Below are 22,939 nucleotides of genomic sequence, written 5' to 3' on the forward strand. Positions count from 1 at the left end.
TGGGTTTAATGCGCTATATCAAAAGTGCGTTGTGAAAATACCAGGTTTCGATACTCTTCTTGACCCGTATAGGTAACACGTAATTGTCCTGCGCCCTTTAATACCTTGCCAGCTAAAGTGTTTAATTCGACGCTTGCGTTAGTTACTTCAGGGTAAATTGCGTAATTGTTTGCTGTTGCCACAACTTGCCACTCCTTCGCACCTTTAGGCTGCCAATGGGCTTGCAATTTTCCAAGCGCACTGGCGTTACCGCTTCTTTGCAAGTCTATTGCAATCACGGTCTTGCCATTTAAATCGGTAGCTAGCTTTGTAGCAGCAATGCGCACTTCGGGCGCAGCAACATCTTTTCTATAAATGACAGGAATGCTGTAACTCAATATCATATTTAGGCTAATGCCGATTGCTTCAGAGTTATCGAGTTGCTCTGTCGGCAAGGCTTGAAATAACAAGTGAGAGCGATACTCACCAGCGCTCATCCCCTGCTTTCGACGCAGCGCTAACTTAATGGCCTGTCTTTCACCGGGTGCCAAATGTACTTGCCTTGGTGTCATTCTCATCAAGTGGCTCAATTTCCACGGTCCGACCTGTTCAGGTTGAAGATCTTGATATCCGCCAAAAGGCAAGGCTTGTTTTTCTTTCCACCCCAAGCGATAAGTTTTCGCTTCACTGCCATTGTTGATTAAGAATACTTTGGCCGTGCGTTGACGCTCATCAAACACCACACGCGTTGGCGAAATCATCAAAGAGGCATACACAGCCTGAGTAAAAAAAGAAAGGGCCACAAAGCCGATACTTACTAATTGCATTTTCATAAAACTAATAACTTACTTCTATATTTGCCCAAACACGATACGTACCGTCTGGATACTGGGTAGATTGAGCTCCGATCTCAATGGTTCCCCCCACCTTTAATAAAGCGTTGCCCTGTGCGTCACTAAATAGCCTATCCACGTGTTCTAGCTGCACCAAATTTATTCCCTGTACGTATAGGTTACTATGGGAAAGCATAGGCGTGATAATACTTGTTGAAACGGTGACACTATGTAAAGCTGGCAACGAAGAAAAAAGCAATTCTGCGGCTTGCCCTCCAGACACCAAATGCACAGGACCGCTTGTTACATTGTGCCCACTCGCACCGATTTGAACACGACCAACTTGAGTGTGATCTGAAATTACAATTGTGCCAAAATCCAATGGTGTGATCACCTCAGTTCGGCTGCTGGCAGAGTAACTTATTAGCAATAATAACCCGGCCCATACAGCGTGTTGGACACCTTTCGCATGCGGTCTTTTACAGACTGAGATCAAGGACACAGCTCTTAGCCTTTAGTAACTCACTTCCAATGTGAAAGTACCAATATAATCACCATCTAGATAATTGGCAGAATTACCCGTTGTTGTTGATAGCGTTGCGCCAATATTAAAAACAGCTTCGCCATTTTCATTTACTTGGATTTGCTTACCAACAACAGGAGTTGAGTTCGAAGCACCCGTTTCGATGTAATATGTAAATGAGCCAAGTTTAAATCCTGCAGCACCACTGCCACTACCAGCGGCCAATGAGACATCAGTCTCAACAGGATCGGTAATAGATAAAGTCGCAAATGGCACAACACCGGAAATTTGGAATTGCGCCGGGCTGCCAGCAGAAATAATAGCAATCTCAGCATTATTCACATTGGTAGAAGCAACAGTCGGCGTTTGTGTCGTATCAGCAGGGATCGTCAATGAGGCCGTATCTGTACCAGTATTATCAGCCACAGCTCGAATTGTACCAAAATCTAAGTCATTGTTTTTGACCAATTGAAACGCGTTTTTAACTTTCACTTTGGCATCAAATGTCGCTTTTTGAGCACTGAAAGAAGAAAAGGGTAGTACAGCTATCGCTGTCATTAAACCTAACTGTTTTAAGTTCTTTTTCATACTTTTATCCTATACAAATCACAACATAAATAAAGCGTGATTAAAATTAGTTGTCTCGCGACGGCTTATTCTGAGTGATAGCTCTAAAATAAGATTACACTTACCGCCCGATAGGCATAAAATCAGTCCCTATATTTATACACTTATATGTAATTTTTAAGTTCAGAGCAATGTCTAGTGACCCTAGATATCGCTTTGCAAAATACGGTTGCTTCTTGTCGAGAGCTAAAGCCATATGCAGTAACAAAAAATAATTTCCTGTCTCGGTCAGGCTCAACAATATGAGCGTTGACCCCATTAAATACGAGTGGATAGCTTTGCCTGATTGTATTAATTTGTGCTTGGATCTGCTGTACTTGTGACAAAGCTGCGTCTCGCTTTAAATGAATACCCACCACTAAATCTGGGGTCTGAAATGTTTTCTCTGCTTCATCTGTATTGCTCACCGAAGATACATCATGCGTTTCAACAAACGAGCCCCTTTTCGAGTCAGGTTTAACGGCATGTTTAATCACCGGTTGAGTGGGTTGCAAGTAATCATGCAAATCAGGAACTTCAGCCTGTGTAGAGAGCAATTTAAGCAACTGGGTCAAATCCCCTTCCATTTTTGCCAAACGCTCAATACTGGCCTTGTTTTCTTCATATGAGGAAACCAAGGCTTTATGGGCGTGTATCGCTTCTTGCTGCGCCACTTTTTCTTCAAGTGTCTGAGTTGTATTTGCACAGCTGGCTAAGCACAGTGAGATGCACACTGCTAATGAAGTTGGTAACCAAAACTTGGTAGGCATACAGCACATTCCACCTTAACAAATTTACAGACGCGATTTACTACATAGCTAAGGCGTTAGACTGACTAAAAAAGACTGATTTGTCCAATAAATCGGATAAAAACCTTAGTTTTTGAGCAAAAAAAGAACAAAAACCCTGAATTCACTTGAAATAGGAACAACACAAAAGAGGGATATACAAAAAAGGGACAGATAGGGCCAGATAAAATTTATCTAACCCTAATTTGCTCTGAGCTTAAACTGAAAATGGATATTGAATGGCATCATGATGCTGATAGTTAGTCACTTCGAAGTCATCCAAAGTTACCCAAGTCTCTAAATCTTCAAAGCTCTTGATATCAGGGTTAATATGTAATTGTGGTGAAGCAAATGGCGTTCGTTTTAATTGTACATCACGCATTAACTCAAGTTGATCTTCATAAATATGCGCATTCACAATCTTATGAAATGCCTTACCAGCTTCAAGACCTGTTATCTGAGCAACCAGTTTAAGTAAGGTAAACACTTGAATCGCATTAAAATTGCCACCTAACGGTACATCTTGACTGCGCTGATAACTATTTAAATACAATACACCATCTAATATGGAAAATTGATGCTGAAACATACAAGGGCGTAAACAGCCTAAATGGAATGAGCCAGGATGATAAAAAGTGATAATTTCTCCTCTGTTATCTATTCCTTTAGACAAATCGTCTATCACTTGTTTGATTAAATCGACACTCCCTCCATCTGGCTTTGGGAAGTTTCTGGCAACAGCACCATAAACAAACCCCATGTCATCTTCCCCTTTGCGGTTCGGATTATTGAGCCAGTCTTGGTTTTCGTTTGCGTTGGCATTCCATGTGTTGCAGCCAATTTCTCGAAATTGTGCTGCACTGTCATAACCTCGCAGGTAACCCAGTAACTCTGCAATTGCGGCCTTCCAAAAACTTTTCCTCGTCGTATCTAGTGGAAACTCATTTTTATCGACGTGATAGGTCAAATCAGCATTAATCACCGTCAGGCATCTTTTACCTGTTCTTTTATTTTCAACCCACTTGCCCTCATCGACAATGCGCTGACATAAATCTAAATATTGCTTCATTAACGTAACCCTATCACTCTACTAAAATCAACTGTGCCATATCATACACTGCCAGTTGACGCTAAACCATCATTGCTGGCTTGATAAATATAACGAGTACCTGAAGACCTTCACACATACACTGAGAATAATGGCAGTGCAATTGTGTATTTTTTCTTGCTAGCTTAGGTTTGCTTTAATCAAAATATATAAGGAAAATTATGAAGCTTACAATCAAGAAAACCCCACTTAAAAAACTGTCTAGTGATAAAGCTCTACAACCAAACGCAACAAACTTTGTTGCTGGTGGCGAGCCAGACTTGTGCCCTACAGTAGGTCAGGGAACATGTATCAATGCGATACACAACAGTGGTTGCTTCACGGCAAGAGAGCAAGACTGCCCTGTGGCGTCGTAACGACGTCAATAAAAGAAGCAAGGTTCACTGGAACATTGCTTCTTCAAGTTCAGCCCCCAATTAGCCGTTATTAACAGCAATACTTTGATTAAATTTTGCAATATCTCGGCGCTTCAAAAGGCTATAAAAGGCGGGTAGTACAATAAGCGTAAGTACAACAGCGCTTGTCATACCGCCGACTAAAGGCGCTGCAATACGACTCATCACTTCAGAACCCGTTCCAGTTCCATACAATATTGGCAGTAACCCAACGATAATGGTTGTAACCGTCATCATAACAGGCCTAACTCTCAATCCCGCACCATAAATAAGCGCATTCATATAGTCTGTATCTGAAATAACGATGGCTGTATTTTGTGCTTTTTCTTTGAGCTCTTTGAGTGCTTGGTTGAGATAGACCAACATGATCACGCCTATTTCCACTGCAACGCCTGCCAGCGCAATGAATCCAACCCCAACAGCCACCGAGAAATTGAACCCTTCCCAATACATTAACCATACTCCACCAATCATGGCCATAGGCAGGGTTATCAGAATCAATATCACCTCACTTAGCGCTTTAAAATTCAAATAAAGTAAAATCACAATGATAGCGAGGGTGAGAGGCAATACGTATGAGAGCTTGGCTTTTGCTCTTTCCATATACTCATATTGACCAGCCCAAATAATCGAATAACCAGCTGGTAGCTCAAGCTCCGTCGATAAATGGGCCTTTGCATTTCGTACATACGTACCGACATCAATTCCTTCAATATCAATATATGTCCACCCATTCAAACGCGCATTTTCACTTTTTATACTCGCGGGTCCGGTATCAATATAAACCTCAGCAACGTCACCTAATGTAATGTGTTTACCTGATGGCGTGATCACCGGTAACTTGGCGAGCTTTTCCGGTGAATCACGGAAATGTTGCGGATAGCGAATATTAATAGGATAACGCTCCTGCCCCTCGATAGTTTGTGTCACAACAGCGCCGCCAATCGCAGTCGATACCACTTGCTGAACATCAGCAATATTTAACCCAAAACGGCTAGCCTGCACTCGGGAAATATCTACTTTAATATATCGGCCACCAGCAACCCGCTCAGAGTACACAGACGCGGTTCCGACAACCGCGGGTAAAATGCGTTCAATTTGCTGACCAATATCTTGAATGACCTCAAGATCTGGACCCGCGACTTTGATACCAACAGGGGTTTTAATTCCTGTTGCCAACATATCTATCCGCGTTTTTATCGGCATTACCCATGCATTCGTCAGCCCCGGAAATTTAACGAGGCTATCCAGTTCAGCTTGCAAGCTCTCAGTAGTCACGCCTTCACGCCATTGCGATTTAGGCTTCAATTGAATAAAGGTTTCAATCATAGTGAGCGGTGCCGGATCTGTTGCGGTTTCTGCACGCCCTACTTTGCCAAAGACATTCTCTACCTCAGGTACTGTGCGGATCAATTTGTCAGTTTGCTGCAATAACTCGCGCGCTTTACCAATCGATATTCCCGGGTAGGTCGTGGGCATGTACATTAAGTCGCCTTCATCAAGTGGTGGCATAAACTCGCTGCCGATTTTACTCACAGGATAAAAGCCCACAACAGACACCACAACCGCCAATAGAATGGTGCTTTTAGGAAATCGCATCACCTGCTTTAGTACGGGCATATACAGGGCAATTAACATGCGATTTAAAGGGTTCTTCTTTTCTGAAAGTACCTTACCGCGAATGAAGTACCCCATGAGCACAGGCACCAAGGTAATAGCCAACCCTGCCGATGCTGCCATAGCATACGTTTTAGTATAGGCAAGTGGTTCAAACATTCGCCCTTCCTGAGCTTCTAATATAAATACAGGCAAAAATGAAACGGTAATGATCAACAAACTAAAAAACAGTGCTGGGCCTACTTCTGACGCCGATTTGGTAACTATTTCCCAGCGGTTTTCATCGGTCAATGGCGTTCTTTCCATATGTTTATGCATATTTTCAATCATTACAATCGCGCCATCTGTCATAGCACCGATCGCAATTGCAATGCCGCCCAATGACATGATGTTGGCGTTTATCCCTTGAAAATGCATGATGATAAAAGACACCAGTATGCCAAGCGGCAATGAGATCACCGCCACAATAGACGACCTTAGATGGAATAAAAAAACCACGCAGATCACAGCCACGACGATTAACTCTTCTGTCAATTTTTGCCATAAGTTATCCACTGCCGCCTCAATTAGCTGAGAGCGATCGTAAACAGGCACTACTTTTACCCCCTCTGGTAAAGACAGCTTCAACGACTGTAGTTTTTCCTTAACCCCCTCTATGGTCGCTTGTGCATTTTCTCCTGAGCGCATCACCACAATCCCGCCAACGACTTCGCCTTCACCGTTGAGCTCGGCAACACCTCGACGCATCTGCGGCCCCAAACGCACTTGTGCGACTTGTCCAATTGTCAGCGGAGTCCCTTTAATACTGACACCCAATGGGATTTGTTCAATATCTCTGAGAGAACCTATATACCCAGTAGCAGTCACCATATACTCGGCTTCCGCCATTTCAATTACTGAAGCTCCCGTTTCTTGGTTACCCTGTTTGAGTGCTATTTCAATTAAACTCAGTGGGATGTCATATGCTCTTAGTTTGTTTGGGTCAATTTCTACTTGATACTGCCTCACCATCCCACCTACTGTGGCGACTTCAGATACCCCGGAAACCGTCTGCAATTCATATTTTAAAAACCAATCTTGAATACTACGTAGCTGACTAAGATCGTGCTTTCCAGAACTATCGGTGAGTGCATACATATATATCCACCCAACCCCAGTGGCATCGGGACCAAGCTGTGGTTTTGCTGGCTCAGGTAAACTTGCAGCTGCTTGGTTTAAGTACTCAAGAACTCGGCTTCGCGCCCAATAGAGGTCGGTGTCATCGTCAAAAATAATATAGACATAAGAATCGCCAAAAAAGGAAAATCCACGCACAGTTTTAGCGCCAGGAACCGACAGCATCGCAGTACTGAGCGGAAAAGTTACCTGATCTTGCACCACCTTCGGTGCCTGACCTGGATAACTGGTTTTGATAATCACTTGTACATCAGACAGATCAGGGATCGCATCAACAGGTGTATGTTTTAGCGAATAGATCCCACCAAATGTCAACACCAGTGTCATCAGCACCACCAACAAGCGATTGTTTACAGACCATTTAATAATTGATTCAATCACGCTCGGCTCCTATCAATGATGTGCATGGCTATCGTGCGCTTGCTCATCGTCAGCTGCCTGCATAGCAACAATGATTAAGTCATCTCGAACTTCAAAGGTGAATGAGATCTCATCACCTACTTTGAACTCTTTGAACTCCAATTCACCAGCCACCACAAAATCCATTGTCGCCGCAGGCCTTTTCCATTTATCAATGGCTTCTCGACTGATATTCAAAATGCGTCCTTTCTGATCTATATGATTAATCACCCCTTTAACTGTTGCTGTCGGAATCTTAGCTTGTGCCACTATATGAATACCTGTTACCTCGTATCCGCCAGCATCTTGTTCTGTAACTTCGAAATGCAATCGCTGACCAGACTTCAAAGTTTCTATCTCCACAGCTTTTGCAACATTAAAATTCATCGTCATGGTGGGCCAGTCCCATGCTTCAACTGGTTCATGGGTAATATTAACTTCACGATGCTGCACCATCACGCTATTTACTTCGCCCTGCATCCAAACAGATTTGGGGCGTTCCACAAATTGCATTCTTTTGAAATCAGACGTTTTACTAGATTCTGAGTCAATTAAAAATTGTGCAGAGGTAACCACCTCTTCGCCTTCTGTCAGCCCTGAGACTACCTCAATGGCAGTGTCATTAATTCTGCCAATCTCTACTTCAATGGATTTAAACTGACCGCCGCCTAGCGCCAATACAACTCGATTTTGGGCTCCTGTTCGGATCACTGCACTTGCCGGAACCGTTAAAACCTCGAGTATTGGATCAGCTTCAATGTCAACACGCGCAAACATATTTGGCTTGAGTATTAAACCTGGATTATCAAATTTGAGCCTAACCCTCAGTGTACGGTTTTGAGCGTCTAAGCTGGGATACACATAATCTACTTTGCCAAGCCAAGATTTGCCTGGTAAGTAATCTAACTCCATTGTAACTGGTAGCCCGGGTTTAATAACCGCAGCTTGGCGCTCAAATACTTCCGCTTCAACCCACACCTGATCCAACTTACCTATGCTCATCATGGTCGTGCCAGGCTGCACATAGTAACCTTCACGGATCTTAAGATTTTCAACTACGCCTGATTGCGGCGTATAAAATGTAACTGTTTGACGAACTTGTTTGGTCTTTATCAGCTGCTCGATGAAGTCCACGGACATTTTAAGTGCTCTAAGTCGCTTACGCGCTGCATCTATCAGCTGCTGATCTGATTGCTTCAACGCGACGAGCATCTCTTTTTGTGCATTCACTAATTCAGGAGAATATAAATCGTACAACGCCTGTCCTTGCTCGACTTCATCACCTATCGCTTTAACGTATAAGTTATCTACCCAACCATCTACGCGCGGATGGATGTGCACCAACTTGTGTTCATCATACTGAACATAGCCCACTGTACTTATTGAGGTTTGCAGTGAGCCTCGTTTCACAGTCGCCGTTCTCACCCCTAAGTTATTAACCATATGGGAAGCTATTTTTACTACGCCAGGACCAAACTCATCTTGTCCTTGAGGTTCGTCATAAACCGGCACAAGGTCCATGCCCATGGGTGACTTTCCAGGTTGGTCACGACGATAATTTGCGTCCATCGGTGCCACCCAATAAAGCGGCTTTTTCTCGCCTTCCGGTGTTGCTTCTTTATCACTGAGCGGTTGTCCCTCCATAAATAACAAGGCCGATAGGCCGCCTATTGCAATCCCAATTAAAGCCGTACAAAGGGTTTTTATTGCAGAAGACATCATCGTACTCCCCCTAAACCTTTGTTATTTAAACTCGGTTGCTGATTGAGAATTGGTATGTATTGCTCATAGATAACGGCCATTAGAACTGCTCCTCATATTCAGTCACGGTGGCAAATACCTTACTGCTGCCATCTTTCATTAGTATCAACACTTGATATGGGTTAAAACGCTTCCCTACTTCCACGCCCGGAGAACCAAGCGGCATAGCCGGAACAGACAACCCAATGGCATTTTCTATCGGATTAGATAAGAATTGTTTAATAAACTTTGCAGGGATATGCCCTTCGAAAACATAGCCATTATCGCTCACCCCTGTATGGCAAGATTGATAACGGGCTTGGACCCCCAACTTGCGCTTAACCTCGCTTAAATTAGGTAAATCATATATTTGGTGAGAGATGTTAAATTGAGTTAAATGTGCTAACCACTTCGTACAACAGCCACATGTCGGGGTTTTGTATACTTTTAACATCGGATGCTCGACGCTTTGTGTTGCGCTTACTGGACTTTGAAAGCCAAAAATAACTGAAAGGCATAGCACAAGTGCTACAAATTTAAATTTATACATGCTGGAACTCATTTTTAGTTGTGATCTATAGCCGCCGACACATATTGCCAAAACTTAAACCCAATGCTGTCACAGCACAGGCTAATAAGCAGACATGAAGACGGCCAATTTTTATACAGAATATTTAGGGCGCAATAACCCTAGGATCACACCAAAATGGGTGGTTTATATACGGAGTTGATAAATTGGTTAGGTGAACCGACATAGCCAGAAACAGGTTTGTCTGTTGCTAAATTGATTGTAGAAAAGATATTCGCTTCACTGATAAAAAGAGAAAACGGCGCGCACAAACTGGTAGGGCAAGTACAATCGGTCTTGCAACAATCCATATCACTGTGTGTTGCCATAGAAGTATCATGGTGCATACCGCTACTGTGGTCATGTGACTGCGATATACTCTGGTGAACATCATGCATGGCCACTGTTATAGAAGCCATCGGCATATCGTGATCACATATCATCTTTGCCTGCACCAATGGCTGAAACACAAACATCAAAAACACTGCCACAACTAATACCAGTTGCACAGGGTTATATACTGTTTTTGATAATTTGCGATCACTCACAAGTCTGATACCTTTGATTTTTGTAGTACTACTATAACGCTAAATCGACAAAGAATAAAACACTGTCTAGCTAAGTGAGTAATTTACTCACTTAGCTAGACCATAAGCATGTAATTAAGCAGCTTTAACTGCTTCTCGGCGATGCGCCCAAATCATCAGGCCTAGGCCGCCAATTATCATTGGCAACGACAATATTTGCCCTTGTGAGATAATACCAGCGTGTAACCCAATATGGGCATCTGGTTGACGGAAGTATTCAATTGCAAACCTAAATACGCCGTAGCCCAATAAGAATAGTCCTGCAATACTACCTGCTGGACGCGGCTGTTTGCGATACCAAACAAGAATCAAGAATAAGACCAACCCTTCAAAAAACGCTTCGTACAATTGGGAGGGGTGCCTTGGAACATTACCGCCCGAAGGGAAAATTACCGCCCAAGGTACATCCGTTTGCCGTCCCCACAATTCACCGTTAATAAAATTACCGATCCTGCCAGCTAGTAACCCCACAGGAACCATAGGCACCACAAAATCTCCCACAGCCAAAGGGGACTTATTAGTTCGCCATGCAAAAATAAAAATCGCGGTGATGACACCAAGTGCACCGCCGTGGAATGACATTCCTCCTTCCCATACTTTAAATAGCATCAGCGGATCTGATAAAAAGGAAGAGAAGTTGTAAAATAGCACGTAGCCAATACGGCCACCTAAAATGACCCCTAACATGCCATAAAATAGCAAGTCACTGACCTGTTCTCTCGTCCAGCCCGAGTTGGGTTTATCAGCTTCTTTATTTGCCCACCACATCGCAAATGCAAAACCAATTAAGTACATAAGGCCGTACCAACGGACACTTAGTGGACCGACTGAAAATATAATCGGATCAATTTCCGGAAACTGCAAAGCCATCGCTTTCCCTCAATAAAATAACATTTTGCCTGCAATCACGATGAGTATGAATGCAAACACCTTTTTAATTGTTGCTACTGGTAAATAATGTGTGGCTTTAGCACCCAATGGTGCAGTAAACCAAGAAGTCAGTACAATACCAAATAAAGCCGGTAAGTAAATATATCCCAAAAAGCCTTGTTGCAAAGTTAACTTTTCGCTACCCGCAACGATATAACCAATACTGCCAAACAAAGCGATCACAATACCACTCACCGCAGCACACCCTATGGCTTTTCTCATATCTATAGAAAAATAGTTAAGCAATGGTACTACAAGCACCCCACCCCCAATGCCAATCATGGCTGAGAGCGCACCCATTATACTGGTTATGCCGGTAATCGTCGCACCGCTGGGTAAATTTCGAGTGACGTTTTGTTCAACATTACGGCTTGAAATCACCATTTTTGCAGCGATTAAAATCACACACAGTAAAAATACCCATTTGATGATCAAAGCAGGGATTAAGGTGGTAAAAAAGCCACTTAAAAGCGCACCTATCGCGACACCACTCACTACCCAAGGTGCTATAGCCCAAGGCACATTGCCATTTCGGTGATGTGCAATTGCGGAAGACGTTGAAGTAAATAATATTGACGCTAATGAGGTCGCAATTGCCACTACGATGACTTGCTCAGTGGGTAATATTGAAAAACTGATCAATATTGCCGATAGGACCGGGACAATAATGAGACCACCACCAATACCAAGCAACCCAGCTAAAAAACCGACCACACAACCGAGTAACGCACAGCTTAAAACCAACGGTGCGTTAATAGACATAATGATGTTCATTATGATGCTCTTTGTTATTGTTGTGCCCTATGTTAACGCATCTGCGGTGAGCCTGCACACCTATTCGCTTGATTCAAAAATAGCGCTCTTTAACTAAACACTAAACGCGATTCACTCAGCTCACGACCCATTCCATGAAAAAGCCGATTTTAGAGTCTAAGCGTTTTTTGTTCCTGATTGCGTATAGATGATTTCGCTTAAGCCCTGAGCGATAATAAACTCTCGTAAATAACGGTGCACTTGAATCGCACTTGATGCGCTCAAGCATTGCTCAAGTAAGGATTCCATGTCCGTCACCTTGAGTCTTCTAAGCACCCATTTTACTTTATTCAACGCCGAAATATTCATACTCAACCTGCGATAGCCCATGGCCACGAGTAAAATCGCGCCTTCAGGCTCCGAGCCCAACTCTCCGCATAAACTAAAAGGTAGCTCCAGAGCTTGGCAATCTGTGGCAATGCGATTTAGCGCCCTTAATACGCTAGGGTGATAAGGCTCAAACAGCTTGGCAACACGTGAATTGGCTCTATCTACAGCCAACAAATACTGCGTTAGGTCATTGCTACCCACAGAGCAAAAATCGACTTTTTCCGCCCACTCTGGTAGCAAAAAGATACTTGAAGGCACTTCTATCATAACCCCAATTTCAGGTTTATCTATCTGATAAAACTGATCTGCCCACTCCTCTTGCAGTTCAAAATAAGCTTGTTCAAGCAGAGCCAGTGCCTCATCCACTTCTTCCGTATGACCTATCATGGGCAGCATAATTCGCAAGTTACCGAGCCCTGCATTCGCCTTGATCATCGCTTTTAGCTGGTCGAGAAAAAGTTCTGGGTGATCCAGTGTGACTCTTATGCCGCGCCAGCCCAAAAATGGGTTTTCTTCTTCAATGTCAAAATAATCTAAGACTTTGTCTCCGCCGATATCCAAAGTACGCATAACAACGGGCTCAGGGTGATACAGAGACAACACTTCTCGGTAACACTGCTCCTGCTCTGCTTGAGATGGGAATTGTCCCCGTTGCATAAACCAAGACTCGGTACGATATAAACCGACACCGTCACTGTATTTTGCGCTCATATGCTCTGAAGAAAGGTCTAGCCCCGCATTTAATAATAAACTGATGCGCTCTCCATCTAGGGTAATGGGCGGCAAATCATGTTCCGCATCAAACTTATCATGCAGTTGGCTTTCTTTTTGCCGAAGTGCCTCATATTCTTGAGTCAGTACTTTAGATGGAGAAACATATATTCTCCCTGCATAAGCATCAAGAATGATGGGTTTATCTTCAAACTGGAGGAGTGGGATATTTTCAATCCCCCAAATTGCGGGGATCCCCATTGCACGAGTCAATATTGAAGCATGAGAATTCGCTGAGCCATGAACACTGATCACCCCTACCAACTTGTCTTTAGGCACATGCGCTAACATGGCTGGTGTGAGTGTCTCCGCGACTAAAATGGTCTGCTCATGATATGATTTTGTTACCGACTCAGTACTAACCAAATGATGTAATACCCTTAAACCCAAATCCTTTACATCCACAGCTCGTTCTTTGATATAAGGATCTTGCATGGCCTCAAATTGAGTTACCAGATCTTCAATTACATGTTTAAGCGCAGATTTCGCATCCCAGCCTAACTCAAGCTCTTTGCTAACTTGCTGACCTAGACTACGTGCATCTAAAAGCTGTTGATATACCTCAAAGACAGCTAGTGCCTCTTTGGGTAGAGATAACGATAGGCGATTAGCAAGCACGTGAAATTCGTGTCTAGTCGCATCCACAGCTTGTTTAAATAACTTTTTTTGTTCACTCAGATTGGTATTTTTTGTTGACTCGATACTGGAAAAATCCAGTTTAGGTAACACTACATACGCTTTACCAAGTGCAATTCCTGGGGTGCTGGCTACACCTTTTAGCACTGATGTTTTGTGATTGGTCGCATCTTGTTTTAATAGTGTTTGCAGTTCAACATGGGCCAGTTGAGACGCCAACTGGGCAGACAATGTGATTAAAAATGATTCCTCGTCATTACTGAATTCACGTGTGTTTCTTTGCTGTACGACAATCACGCCGAGTACTTTTCGCTGGTGGACCACTGGCACAGATAAGAAGGCGTTAAAGCCTTCTTCTTGAACTTCTGGAGAGTGTTTGAATCGAGGATGCACCTGCGCCTGGGCGATGTTAATTGTTTCTTCGCGCTGTGCGACTAGGCCAACTAAACCTTCAGTAAATCCAATCCTGAATTGACCAACAGCTTCAGGGTTTAAGCCATCACTGGCCATAAGAACAAAATTGTCCTGGCTATAATCAGCAAAGTAAATTGAGCAGCAATCCGTCTGCATGGCCTGCTTTACCATCACAACGAAAAGGTTTAGAGCGTCACCTAAGTTATCTTGTTGAGAAACTGACTGCGCAATTGACCTTAACGTTGCTAGCACTTTGACATCCTACCTATCGTCTTCGCCAATGATCTTTATGGCTATGTTCTTTGCGATTGAACGGCATCGCAAATGGAGCAAATTCTTTCATAACCCTACGATAAACATCCCTTTTGAATGAAACGACTTGCCTTACCGGGTACCAGTAACTTACCCACCGCCAATCATCGAATTCGGGATGGTGAGTTCTCAGTAGGTCAACTTCTTCGTCTTTACACCTAAGTTTGAGTAAAAACCATTTTTGCTTTTGCCCTATGCATACGGGGCTTGAATCCTTACGAATTAACCTTTTTGGTAGCTTGTATCTGAGCCAGTGTTTAGAGCTGGCTACAATTTCGACATCTTCAGGTCTTAACCCCACTTCCTCGTGAAGCTCACGATACATAGTTTGCTCAGGGGTTTCACCTTCATCAACCCCCCCTTGGGGAAACTGCCAAGAGTGCTGACCATAGCGCCTTGCCCAAAATACTTGCCCTTGGTTATTACATATTACAATTCCCACATTGGCACGAAATCCTTCGGCATCAATCACCTTAGCGCCTCATTCTTATGTCTATTTTATTTGATTGTTCCATATATAGCTGGCATCAGCAAATATTATTCCCGCTTTTACTCAAGTTACTCACAGCTTGTGCATAACTCAGAACTAACAAGCGCATTTTACAAACAAATCCACAGTTCCATAGCCAAAAAGCTAACTTCTCCACAGAAACTGTGGATAATGTTGTTCATATATCTGTATTTATCCAAATTATCATAGATTCGCAGTCATCCAAACCTTATAGAAAACCAATAAAGAGCATAAATATCATAAACTTAAACTATTCACACCCCATTTAAAACTGTTCAAAATAACACCAAGCAAATTCAGTTCAAAAAACAACCAACCCAACTTAATCCACAACCCCCTTATATTTTGATAAAATTTCCCCACATCTATATAAGGTAAGTAAAGCAATGCTAAAACCCGCTCCACCAACTAGTATTTCTGAATTATTGCAGCGTGTTGAGACGATCGCCGGGTTAACTCTGGGTGAGCTAGCCGCTCAGTATCACTTTAAAAGTCCGGATGATTTGCTACGAGAAAAAGGCTGGCCTGGGCAGCTATTAGAATATGTATTGGGCGCCAGTGCAGGCTCCAAGCCTGTACCTGACTTTGAGCATATCGGCATAGAGCTCAAAACCTTACCGCTAAGTTATACCGGCAAACCCCTTGAAACGACCTATGTGTCTGTTGTACCACTGACCAACCTGACGGGATTGACATGGCAAAGCTCTAGCGTTAAGAAAAAGCTCAACCATGTACTTTGGCTTCCAATCTTAGCTGAACGTGATATTCCGCCGATTAATAGAACTATTGGAACTGGATTTTTATGGCAGCCGGACTCGCTCCAAGAAGCACAATTGAGACGAGACTGGGAAGAACAGATTGAATTAATTGCCGTAGGTCGAGTAAATGAAATTTCTGGGCACCTTGGGGAAGTCATGCAGATCAGACCTAAGGCAGCTAACAGCAAAGTATTAACCGATGCTATAGGGCCTGAAGGCGGGTTGATAAAAACCTTGCCCCGAGGATTTTATTTGAAGACGCAATTTACCCAAAACATACTGAAGAATCACTTCTCGTGCTAATCGTGGCCATCATCAATTCGCGTTAGCTGATCACGGCCACTGCTGTGTAAAGGTTTTTATCCTTTGATTATTCTAAAGTGGTACAAGCCTTTACTTTCTAAGTTGGTCCAACTACCACTTGGACATTCGCCATTGTTATTGTTAAACCAAAAAGTAACTGTCTGTTGAGTGGTCAACGCAACTAACATTTGACTATGCAATGCCTGACAAAAAGTATTCTCGCCCTGAGAAGTTTTTAAAGAACACAGAGAGCCATTTGACACTTTCAAAGGAGTGCTGCCTGTTCCTGCAAAGCTCGCATATAAGCGAGTATTCTTATCTAATTGCAAGTCTGTCACTTTACCGCTACACCAAGATTTGCTTGCTGAGGCACCAAAGCTGGCTGCAACGCCCAACACACCGACTAAAACTGAGAGAGCTTTTTTATTCATGGGTTTAAATTCCTTGTATTAATTATAATTTATAGTCTTCATGCGAATTGTACCTATAAGGGCAATTAATTTTAACCCTTTAAATACAATTATTTATGAAACTTTAAATAAAATATAAATCTAATTGACTGATGTTTTTTAATTGGAAGCTTACGTGGAGAGCGTTTAAGTTTAGATATGACGGAAATATTGATCGTTATAGCGCTTTCGATGGATATAAAAAAGCCACGAACACAGCTCAGTCGTGGCTTATCTTTTTAAAAGTAATTAGTAAGTCTACTGACCTTTGATCTCTGAACGACCATTGTAAACAGCTTTGTCGCCTAAAGCCTCTTCAATACGTAGAAGCTGGTTGTATTTAGCAACACGGTCTGAACGACATAGAGAACCAGTTTTGATTTGGCCTGCCGCTGTACCAACTGCTAAATCAGCAATTGTAGCGTCTTCGGTCTCGCCTGAGCGGTGAGAGATAACCGCAGTGAAACCTGCATCTTGCGCCATCTTAATTGCATCAAGAGTCTCAGAAAGAGAACCAATTTGGTTAAATTTAATCAAGATTGAGTTACCGATCTTCTCATCGATACCACGCTTTAAGATTTTCGTGTTAGTTACGAATAAGTCGTCACCAACAAGCTGTACTTTTTCACCAATTTTGTCTGTTAGGATTTTCCAACCATCCCAGTCGCTCTCGTCTAGGCCGTCTTCAATAGACACAATTGGGTAACGTGCTGCAAGATCAGCTAAGAAATCAGCAAAACCTTCTGAGTCGAACGCCTTACCTTCACCACTTAGGTCATACTTGCCATCTTTGTAGAACTCAGAAGATGCACAATCAAGAGCCAGCGTCACGTCTTTGTTCATTTCATAACCAGCTGCTGCGACTGCTTCAACGATTACTTCTAACGCTTCTTCGTTTGACTTAAGATCAGGAGCAAAGCCGCCTTCATCACCAACAGCTGTATTCAAACCACGAGCACTCAATACTTTTTTCAGGCTATGGAAGATTTCAGCCCCCATACGTAATGCTTCACGGAAGCTTGAAGCACCAACAGGCTGAACCATAAACTCTTGAATATCAACATTGTTGTCAGCATGCTCACCACCGTTGATGATGTTCATCATAGGTACTGGCATTGAGAACTGACCTGCTGTGCCATTAATGTCTGCAATGTGCTCATACAATGCAACACCTTTCTCTTGTGCAGCAGCTTTAGCTGTTGCTAGAGATACAGCTAAGATTGCGTTTGCACCTAGCTTTTCTTTGTTTTCAGTACCATCTAGGTCAAGCATGATTTGGTCAACAGCACGTTGCTCTAGCGCATTTTGGCCTTCTAGCGCTTGTGCAATTTCTTTATTTACAAAGTTTACTGCTGTAAGTACACCTTTACCCAAGTAACGAGACTTATCACCATCACGTAATTCAAGTGCTTCGCGAGTTCCTGTTGATGCACCTGATGGTGCACACGCGCGGCCCCAAGCACCCGAGTCTAAATGAACATCGGCTTCAACGGTTGGGTTACCACGTGAGTCCATAACTTCACGGCCAATCACTTTTACGATTTTTGACATCTTGATTCCTCTTTTCCCAAAGTGGTGAGTGTTTTTATTTCTGCTTAATTCGCATTGCTATGCAACCGTATTTGTGTGTTTCAGTCGCATAGCAATACCTAAGGTATTTAAACAAAAAAGCCGTGCACTCGTGCACGGCTTTTTCTCTTAAGAGTTTTCTTTTTGGTAGCTGAATGCTGCACCAACAAACCCTTCAAACAATGGGTGTCCATCGCGAGGAGTCGAGGTAAACTCAGGGTGGAACTGAGCAGCAATAAACCAAGGGTGATCTTTATTTTCAATGATCTCCACCAGCTTTTTATCTTCAGATAAACCAGTGAATGCCAACCCTGCTTGCTCTAGTTTCTCAACAAAGTTGTTGTTCACTTCGTAGCGATGGCGGTGGCGCTCTGTGATTTCTGCACTACCATATACTTCACGTACTTTGGACCCTTCAGCTAAATGACATAGCTGAGCACCCAAACGCATTGTCCCGCCAAGATCTGAATCTTCAGTGCGAGTTTCAACATTGCCATCTGCATCTAGCCATTCAGTGATCAAACCAACGACTGGGCTTGGCGTGTTCACATCAAACTCAGTAGAGTTTGCATTTTCAAGGCCAGCAACATTACGCGCATATTCAATCAACGCTACTTGCATACCAAGACAAATGCCTAAATAAGGGACCTTATTTTCACGGGCATATTTAGCAGCAAGGATCTTGCCTTCAACGCCACGATTACCAAATCCGCCAGGAACTAGTATTGCATCAAGGTGATCTAGTCTCTCAGTACCTTTGCTTTCGATATCTTGAGAATCAACATATTCGATATTCACTGTTACACGGTTTTTCAAACCTGCGTGCTTAAGGGCTTCGTTAACTGATTTGTATGCATCAGGAAGCTCAATATACTTACCAACCATACCGATTGTTACTTCACCAGTCGGATTAGACTCTTGATAAAGCACTTGTTCCCACTCAGATAAATCAGCTTCAGGGCACTCAAGGTAGAAACGACGACAAACTAGGTTATCTAGTTCCTGAGACTTTAACAACGCAGGGATCTTGTAGATGCTATCAACATCTTGAAGCGAGATTACTGCTTTTTCTTCTACGTTAGTGAAGAGTGCAATTTTCGCTCTTTCGTTTGCAGGCAACTTACAGTTAGAACGACAGACAAGAATATCTGGCTGAATACCAATTGAGCGTAACTCTTTAACTGAGTGCTGAGTTGGTTTAGTTTTTACTTCACCAGCAGCACCAAGGAAAGGCACTAATGTTAGGTGCATAAATAATGCGTGCTCACGACCAAGCTCAGTACCAAGTTGACGGATCGCTTCAAGGAATGGCTGTGACTCAATATCACCAACCGTACCACCGATCTCTACGATCGCGATATCATGCCCTTCTGCACCTTCAATTACTCGGCGCTTAATGTCATTGGTAATATGTGGGATAACTTGGATCGTTGCGCCCAAGTACTCGCCTTTACGCTCACGACGTAAAACGTCTTCAAATACACGACCTTGCGTAAAGTTGTTACGGCTAGTCATTTTGGTGCGAATAAAGCGCTCATAGTGACCAAGGTCTAGGTCAGTTTCCGCCCCGTCTTCGGTTACGAAAACTTCACCATGCTGAATAGGGCTCATTGTGCCCGGGTCAACATTGATATAAGGATCCAGCTTAAGAATAGTCACGTTAAGGCCACGTGCCTCTAAAATCGCAGCTAATGAAGCAGCTGCAATACCTTTACCCAAGGAGGAAACAACTCCGCCCGTTACGAAGATAAATTTTGTACTCATGCGAACCCTAGAATATCAAGGAAAATGGAATTTAAATAAGAATCAAGACGGGGCAATAGTATAGCAAAAGCGTGATTAGCAATCCAGCAAAAATTGTCTACTCAAACACCGAGATTACTTTGCGCGCTTTTTTATGCGCTCCCAAGCATCGTCCATTTGCTCTAAGCTAGCTTCTTCCAAGGTGAGGTTTTGTTTAGCTAAAACCCCTTCTATTTGGATGAATCGATTACTAAATTTTCTTGTGGCCTGACGCAATAGCTGCTCCGGGTCTCGTTTCGCATGACGAATGACATTCACTGTTGCAAAGAGCAAATCGCCAAGTTCTTCCGCGCTATGCTCTGAGTACGGATCCTTTGCCATGGCCTCCTTTACTTCATCCACTTCTTCTTCAACTTTATCCAGTGCACCATGATAATCTGGCCAGTCAAACCTCAAAGAAGCTGCGCGTTTTTGAATTTTTTTAGCTCTGGTTAATGCTGGAAGCCCTTGGATCACATCATCACCGAATGCTGCTTTTTCTTTGCGTTCGGATTGTTTAATTGCCTCCCACTGAGCATCCAACTCTTGCTCTGTCAAAGATGTTTTTTTGTCGAACACATGGGGGTGACGGCGCACAAGCTTTTCATTAAGTCCTGCAACAATGGACTCGAAGTCAAACAGGCCAGCCTCTTTGCCTAGCTGTGCATAAAAAATGACTTGAAACAACAGATCTCCAAGTTCATCTTTGAGTGCAGTATAATCTCTCTGCTCTATGGCATCAGCCACTTCATACGCTTCTTCTAGGGTGTGAGGAACAATCGAGTTAAAATCTTGTTGTTTATCCCAATCGCAACCTCTTTCGGGGTCGCGTAAAGTTGCCATGATCTCTACAAGACGCTGTACATTCTCACTCATTCATTGTCCTTAGTGCTGGCGCTTAGCTTCAAACACGCCTTCGGTTTGAAGTAGTTTAGTCAGTAAACGGTTGGTTGCGGATAAGTCGCCGACTTCAATTTTCATTGTAAAAATTGCAACCCCTTTTTCATGTTGAGTTTGCACATTCATATTGAGCACATTGACTTTTTCGTTCGCTAAAACCGCACTAATATCTCGGATAAGCCCCTGCCTATCATTGGCCTCTATTCGAATGGTGATTTCATAGAATGATTGCACATCTTCAGACCAACTGACTGCAATTTCGCGCTCCGGATGCAGCTCCGTTATGTGCGCAAAAGAGTCACAATCGGCGCGATGTACCGCAATACCTCGACCCTGCGTGATATAACCAACAATGGCGTCACCCGGTACAGGCTGACAACACTTTGCAACGTGACTGAGCAAGCTGCCCACACCTTCGACTACAATGCCGTTTTTATCGCCTTTGTGCTTTTTACGGGTACTTAGCTTTAATTTAGGCTCAGATTCTGGCTTATCTTGAATAAAGTTTAAAAACTGATTGATACGTACGTCACCCGCACCAATCGCCACCATCAAGTCGTCCAACTCTTTAAAGTTAAAACGTTCAATGGCAGGCTCTAATTCTTTGTAACTGATATCCAGCTTTTGTAGGTGACTATCAAGAATTTCCTTACCTGCTTGTAGGTTTTTATCTCTGTCTTGCTGTTTAAACCAGTGATGAATTTTACTGCGTGCACGAGAAGAATATATATACCCCAAAGAAGGGTTAAGCCAATCACGACTCGGTGAGGGGTTTTTCTGGGTTAATATCTCAATTTGATCCCCAGTGGAAAGCTTGTAAGTAAAAGGCACTATTTTACCAAATACTTTCGCCCCGATGCAGCGATGCCCTACATTAGAGTGTATGTAATAGGCGAAATCTAGCGGAGTGGACCCCAGCGGTAGATCAAAAATATCGCCACGCGGCGTGAAAACATAAACCCGGTCTTCAACAACTTGGTTCTTTAACTCTTCAGCAAATTCACTGCCATCAACAACTTCCTCTTGCCACTGCAGTAATTTTCTTAGCCAACTTATCTTTTGCTCATAGCCGGAGCCACGACCTGGCAACGCACCTTCTTTATACATCCAGTGTGCAGCCACCCCCATTTCAGCATCCTTGTGCATATCGTGGGTACGGATCTGAATTTCGACTGTTTTACCCTCAGGGCCAAAAACAACGGTGTGAATTGACTGATAACCGTTTGGTTTCGGGGTCGCAACATAGTCGTCAAACTCTTTATTGAGGTGACGCCAGTTAGTATGTACGATGCCTAATGCAGCATAACAATCCTGCAATTGCTCTACCACTATACGCATAGCACGTATATCGAATAGCTGTTCAAACTCGTAATTTTTTTGCGACATCTTTTTGTAAATACTGTAGATGTGCTTAGGACGACCATAAACTTCTGCCGTGACATTCGCATCTGCTAACTTTTGTTGCACCGCAGCAACCATGTCACTCATATATGCTTCACGAGCAAGGCGTTTGTCGGCCAATTTTTTGGCAATTTTTTTATAACTTTCTGGGTGTAGATAACGAAAAGAAAGATCCTCAAGCTCCCATTTAAGTTGACCAATGCCTAAACGATTTGCAAGCGGCGCGAAAATATTCGCTGTGGTCTTAGCCGCCACGACGCGCTCTTCTTCTGAAGCATCTTTTACGCTACGTAAATAGCAGATCTGCTCTGCCAACTTGATCACAACAGCACGCACATCTTCTACCATTGCAAGCAACATGCGGCGAATTTTGTCTATTTGGACATTGCCTTTGCTTTGATGCGCTAAGGTGCTTATTGAAGCCATTTGCTCCACACCTTTTAATAGCAGCGCGATATTCTCGCCCAATGACTTTTCGATCGCTTCAATATCTAATTGTTGCGCAAGAAAATAGGGAGTTAGAAACGCGCCAGCAAGGGATTCTGAGTCAAAATTCAGCTCAGCCAAAATCTCAACCATTTCAATGGCTTTTTCCAGCAGTTCCCCATCGGCTTCCGCGGGGCATAAAGCATATGCTTCATTGAGTCGATCAGTTTTTTCTTCGGACAAATTTAACAGCGCCAAACGCGCGTCAAAATCAGCCGGAAGTGTTGCGTGGTGAGATTGGCGAGTCGCTACCAT

At 43.2% G+C, this 22,939-nt stretch carries 20 protein-coding genes; 2 read left to right on the forward strand and 18 right to left on the reverse strand.

Annotated features, from left to right (window positions below; genetic code table 11):
- Positions 1-5: 5 nt before the first annotated feature.
- From J8M00_RS08245 to J8M00_RS08265, 5 genes are all read right to left on the reverse strand, one after another.
- On the reverse strand, positions 6-812 hold the full coding sequence (locus J8M00_RS08245; RefSeq protein ID WP_211009799.1) for a molecular chaperone: 807 nt from the start codon (positions 810-812) through the stop codon (positions 6-8).
- Between the two features lie 4 nt (positions 813-816).
- Positions 817-1,314 (reverse strand): DUF4402 domain-containing protein, encoded by a 498-nt coding sequence (locus J8M00_RS08250; protein ID WP_211009800.1) that lies wholly within the window; start codon positions 1,312-1,314, stop codon positions 817-819.
- 12 nt (positions 1,315-1,326) lie between these two features.
- Positions 1,327-1,923 carry a DUF4402 domain-containing protein gene (locus J8M00_RS08255; RefSeq protein WP_211009801.1) on the reverse strand — a complete coding sequence of 199 codons (597 nt, stop codon included), beginning with the start codon at positions 1,921-1,923 and terminating at the stop codon, positions 1,327-1,329.
- Between the two features lie 143 nt (positions 1,924-2,066).
- Positions 2,067-2,711: a hypothetical protein gene (locus J8M00_RS08260; protein WP_211009802.1), complete on the reverse strand. Its 645-nt coding sequence runs from the start codon at positions 2,709-2,711 to the stop codon at positions 2,067-2,069.
- Between the two features lie 235 nt (positions 2,712-2,946).
- On the reverse strand, positions 2,947-3,798 hold the full coding sequence (locus J8M00_RS08265; protein WP_023397128.1) for a thymidylate synthase: 852 nt from the start codon (positions 3,796-3,798) through the stop codon (positions 2,947-2,949).
- 200 nt (positions 3,799-3,998) lie between these two features.
- Between J8M00_RS08265 and J8M00_RS08270 the strand changes: the two genes are divergently transcribed.
- The gene (locus J8M00_RS08270) at positions 3,999-4,193 is read left to right on the forward strand and encodes a hypothetical protein (RefSeq protein ID WP_211009803.1); all 195 of its coding nucleotides are present in this window, start codon (positions 3,999-4,001) and stop codon (positions 4,191-4,193) included.
- A 60-nt stretch (positions 4,194-4,253) separates the two neighbouring features.
- Here J8M00_RS08270 and J8M00_RS08275 read toward each other — a convergent pair whose 3' ends face one another.
- From J8M00_RS08275 to rppH, 8 genes are all read right to left on the reverse strand, one after another.
- Positions 4,254-7,406, reverse strand: a complete 3,153-nt coding sequence (locus J8M00_RS08275) for an efflux RND transporter permease subunit (RefSeq protein WP_211009804.1) — start codon at positions 7,404-7,406, stop codon at positions 4,254-4,256.
- A 12-nt stretch (positions 7,407-7,418) separates the two neighbouring features.
- Entirely contained in the window at positions 7,419-9,143 is a 1,725-nt protein-coding gene (locus tag J8M00_RS08280; protein ID WP_211009928.1) for an efflux RND transporter periplasmic adaptor subunit, read from the reverse strand.
- An 82-nt stretch (positions 9,144-9,225) separates the two neighbouring features.
- On the reverse strand, positions 9,226-9,714 hold the full coding sequence (locus J8M00_RS08285) for a DUF411 domain-containing protein (RefSeq protein ID WP_211009805.1): 489 nt from the start codon (positions 9,712-9,714) through the stop codon (positions 9,226-9,228).
- A gap of 146 nt (positions 9,715-9,860) precedes the next feature.
- On the reverse strand, positions 9,861-10,280 hold the full coding sequence (locus J8M00_RS08290; protein ID WP_211009806.1) for a hypothetical protein: 420 nt from the start codon (positions 10,278-10,280) through the stop codon (positions 9,861-9,863).
- Positions 10,281-10,394: 114 nt separating this feature from the next.
- Positions 10,395-11,189 (reverse strand): prolipoprotein diacylglyceryl transferase, encoded by a 795-nt coding sequence (gene lgt, locus J8M00_RS08295; protein WP_023397134.1) that lies wholly within the window; start codon positions 11,187-11,189, stop codon positions 10,395-10,397.
- A gap of 9 nt (positions 11,190-11,198) precedes the next feature.
- On the reverse strand, positions 11,199-12,023 hold the full coding sequence (locus J8M00_RS08300; RefSeq protein WP_247687285.1) for a sulfite exporter TauE/SafE family protein: 825 nt from the start codon (positions 12,021-12,023) through the stop codon (positions 11,199-11,201).
- A 156-nt stretch (positions 12,024-12,179) separates the two neighbouring features.
- On the reverse strand, positions 12,180-14,465 hold the full coding sequence (gene ptsP, locus J8M00_RS08305) for a phosphoenolpyruvate--protein phosphotransferase (protein ID WP_211009807.1): 2,286 nt from the start codon (positions 14,463-14,465) through the stop codon (positions 12,180-12,182).
- A 13-nt stretch (positions 14,466-14,478) separates the two neighbouring features.
- Positions 14,479-14,997, reverse strand: coding sequence for an RNA pyrophosphohydrolase (gene rppH / locus J8M00_RS08310; RefSeq protein ID WP_023397137.1), 519 nt, complete (start codon positions 14,995-14,997; stop codon positions 14,479-14,481).
- Between the two features lie 425 nt (positions 14,998-15,422).
- Here rppH and mutH point away from each other — a divergent pair, with 425 nt between their 5' ends.
- Positions 15,423-16,097 carry a DNA mismatch repair endonuclease MutH gene (gene mutH, locus J8M00_RS08315; protein ID WP_211009808.1) on the forward strand — a complete coding sequence of 225 codons (675 nt, stop codon included), beginning with the start codon at positions 15,423-15,425 and terminating at the stop codon, positions 16,095-16,097.
- A 56-nt stretch (positions 16,098-16,153) separates the two neighbouring features.
- Here the strand turns inward: mutH and J8M00_RS08320 are convergent, their stop codons facing one another.
- The 5 genes from J8M00_RS08320 to relA form a co-directional block, all read right to left on the reverse strand.
- Complete coding sequence (locus J8M00_RS08320; protein ID WP_211009809.1) at positions 16,154-16,528, reverse strand: hypothetical protein; 375 nt, start codon at positions 16,526-16,528, stop codon at positions 16,154-16,156.
- 276 nt (positions 16,529-16,804) lie between these two features.
- Positions 16,805-18,097 (reverse strand): phosphopyruvate hydratase, encoded by a 1,293-nt coding sequence (eno, locus tag J8M00_RS08325; RefSeq protein WP_023397140.1) that lies wholly within the window; start codon positions 18,095-18,097, stop codon positions 16,805-16,807.
- A gap of 147 nt (positions 18,098-18,244) precedes the next feature.
- Positions 18,245-19,879, reverse strand: coding sequence for a CTP synthase (locus J8M00_RS08330; RefSeq protein ID WP_211009810.1), 1,635 nt, complete (start codon positions 19,877-19,879; stop codon positions 18,245-18,247).
- A 114-nt stretch (positions 19,880-19,993) separates the two neighbouring features.
- Positions 19,994-20,773: a nucleoside triphosphate pyrophosphohydrolase gene (mazG, locus tag J8M00_RS08335; protein ID WP_211009811.1), complete on the reverse strand. Its 780-nt coding sequence runs from the start codon at positions 20,771-20,773 to the stop codon at positions 19,994-19,996.
- A 9-nt stretch (positions 20,774-20,782) separates the two neighbouring features.
- A complete protein-coding gene (gene relA, locus J8M00_RS08340) occupies positions 20,783-22,939 on the reverse strand; it encodes a GTP diphosphokinase (RefSeq protein WP_211009812.1) in 2,157 nt (718 codons plus the stop codon).

It is taken from the genome of Pseudoalteromonas luteoviolacea (assembly GCF_018100925.1).
Taxonomy (GTDB): Bacteria; Pseudomonadota; Gammaproteobacteria; order Enterobacterales; family Alteromonadaceae; genus Pseudoalteromonas; species Pseudoalteromonas obscura.

Bases quoted from the DNA above. Each gene is read 5' to 3' on its own strand.
- J8M00_RS08245 (WP_211009799.1), bottom strand. From the start codon at position 812: ATGAAAATGCAATTAGTAAGTATCGGCTTTGTGGCCCTTTCTTTTTTT.
- J8M00_RS08255 (WP_211009801.1), bottom strand. From the start codon at position 1,923: ATGAAAAAGAACTTAAAACAGTTAGGTTTAATGACAGCGATAGCTGTA.
- J8M00_RS08260 (WP_211009802.1), bottom strand. From the start codon at position 2,711: ATGCCTACCAAGTTTTGGTTACCAACTTCATTAGCAGTGTGCATCTCA.
- J8M00_RS08265 (WP_023397128.1), bottom strand. From the start codon at position 3,798: ATGAAGCAATATTTAGATTTATGTCAGCGCATTGTCGATGAGGGCAAG.
- J8M00_RS08270 (WP_211009803.1), top strand. From the start codon at position 3,999: ATGAAGCTTACAATCAAGAAAACCCCACTTAAAAAACTGTCTAGTGAT.
- J8M00_RS08280 (WP_211009928.1), bottom strand. From the start codon at position 9,143: ATGTCTTCTGCAATAAAAACCCTTTGTACGGCTTTAATTGGGATTGCA.
- J8M00_RS08285 (WP_211009805.1), bottom strand. From the start codon at position 9,714: ATGTATAAATTTAAATTTGTAGCACTTGTGCTATGCCTTTCAGTTATT.
- lgt (WP_023397134.1), bottom strand. From the start codon at position 11,189: ATGGCTTTGCAGTTTCCGGAAATTGATCCGATTATATTTTCAGTCGGT.
- J8M00_RS08300 (WP_247687285.1), bottom strand. From the start codon at position 12,023: ATGAACATCATTATGTCTATTAACGCACCGTTGGTTTTAAGCTGTGCG.
- mutH (WP_211009808.1), top strand. From the start codon at position 15,423: ATGCTAAAACCCGCTCCACCAACTAGTATTTCTGAATTATTGCAGCGT.
- J8M00_RS08320 (WP_211009809.1), bottom strand. From the start codon at position 16,528: ATGAATAAAAAAGCTCTCTCAGTTTTAGTCGGTGTGTTGGGCGTTGCA.
- eno (WP_023397140.1), bottom strand. From the start codon at position 18,097: ATGTCAAAAATCGTAAAAGTGATTGGCCGTGAAGTTATGGACTCACGT.
- J8M00_RS08330 (WP_211009810.1), bottom strand. From the start codon at position 19,879: ATGAGTACAAAATTTATCTTCGTAACGGGCGGAGTTGTTTCCTCCTTG.
- mazG (WP_211009811.1), bottom strand. From the start codon at position 20,773: ATGAGTGAGAATGTACAGCGTCTTGTAGAGATCATGGCAACTTTACGC.
- relA (WP_211009812.1), bottom strand. From the start codon at position 22,939: ATGGTAGCGACTCGCCAATCTCACCACGCAACACTTCCGGCTGATTTT.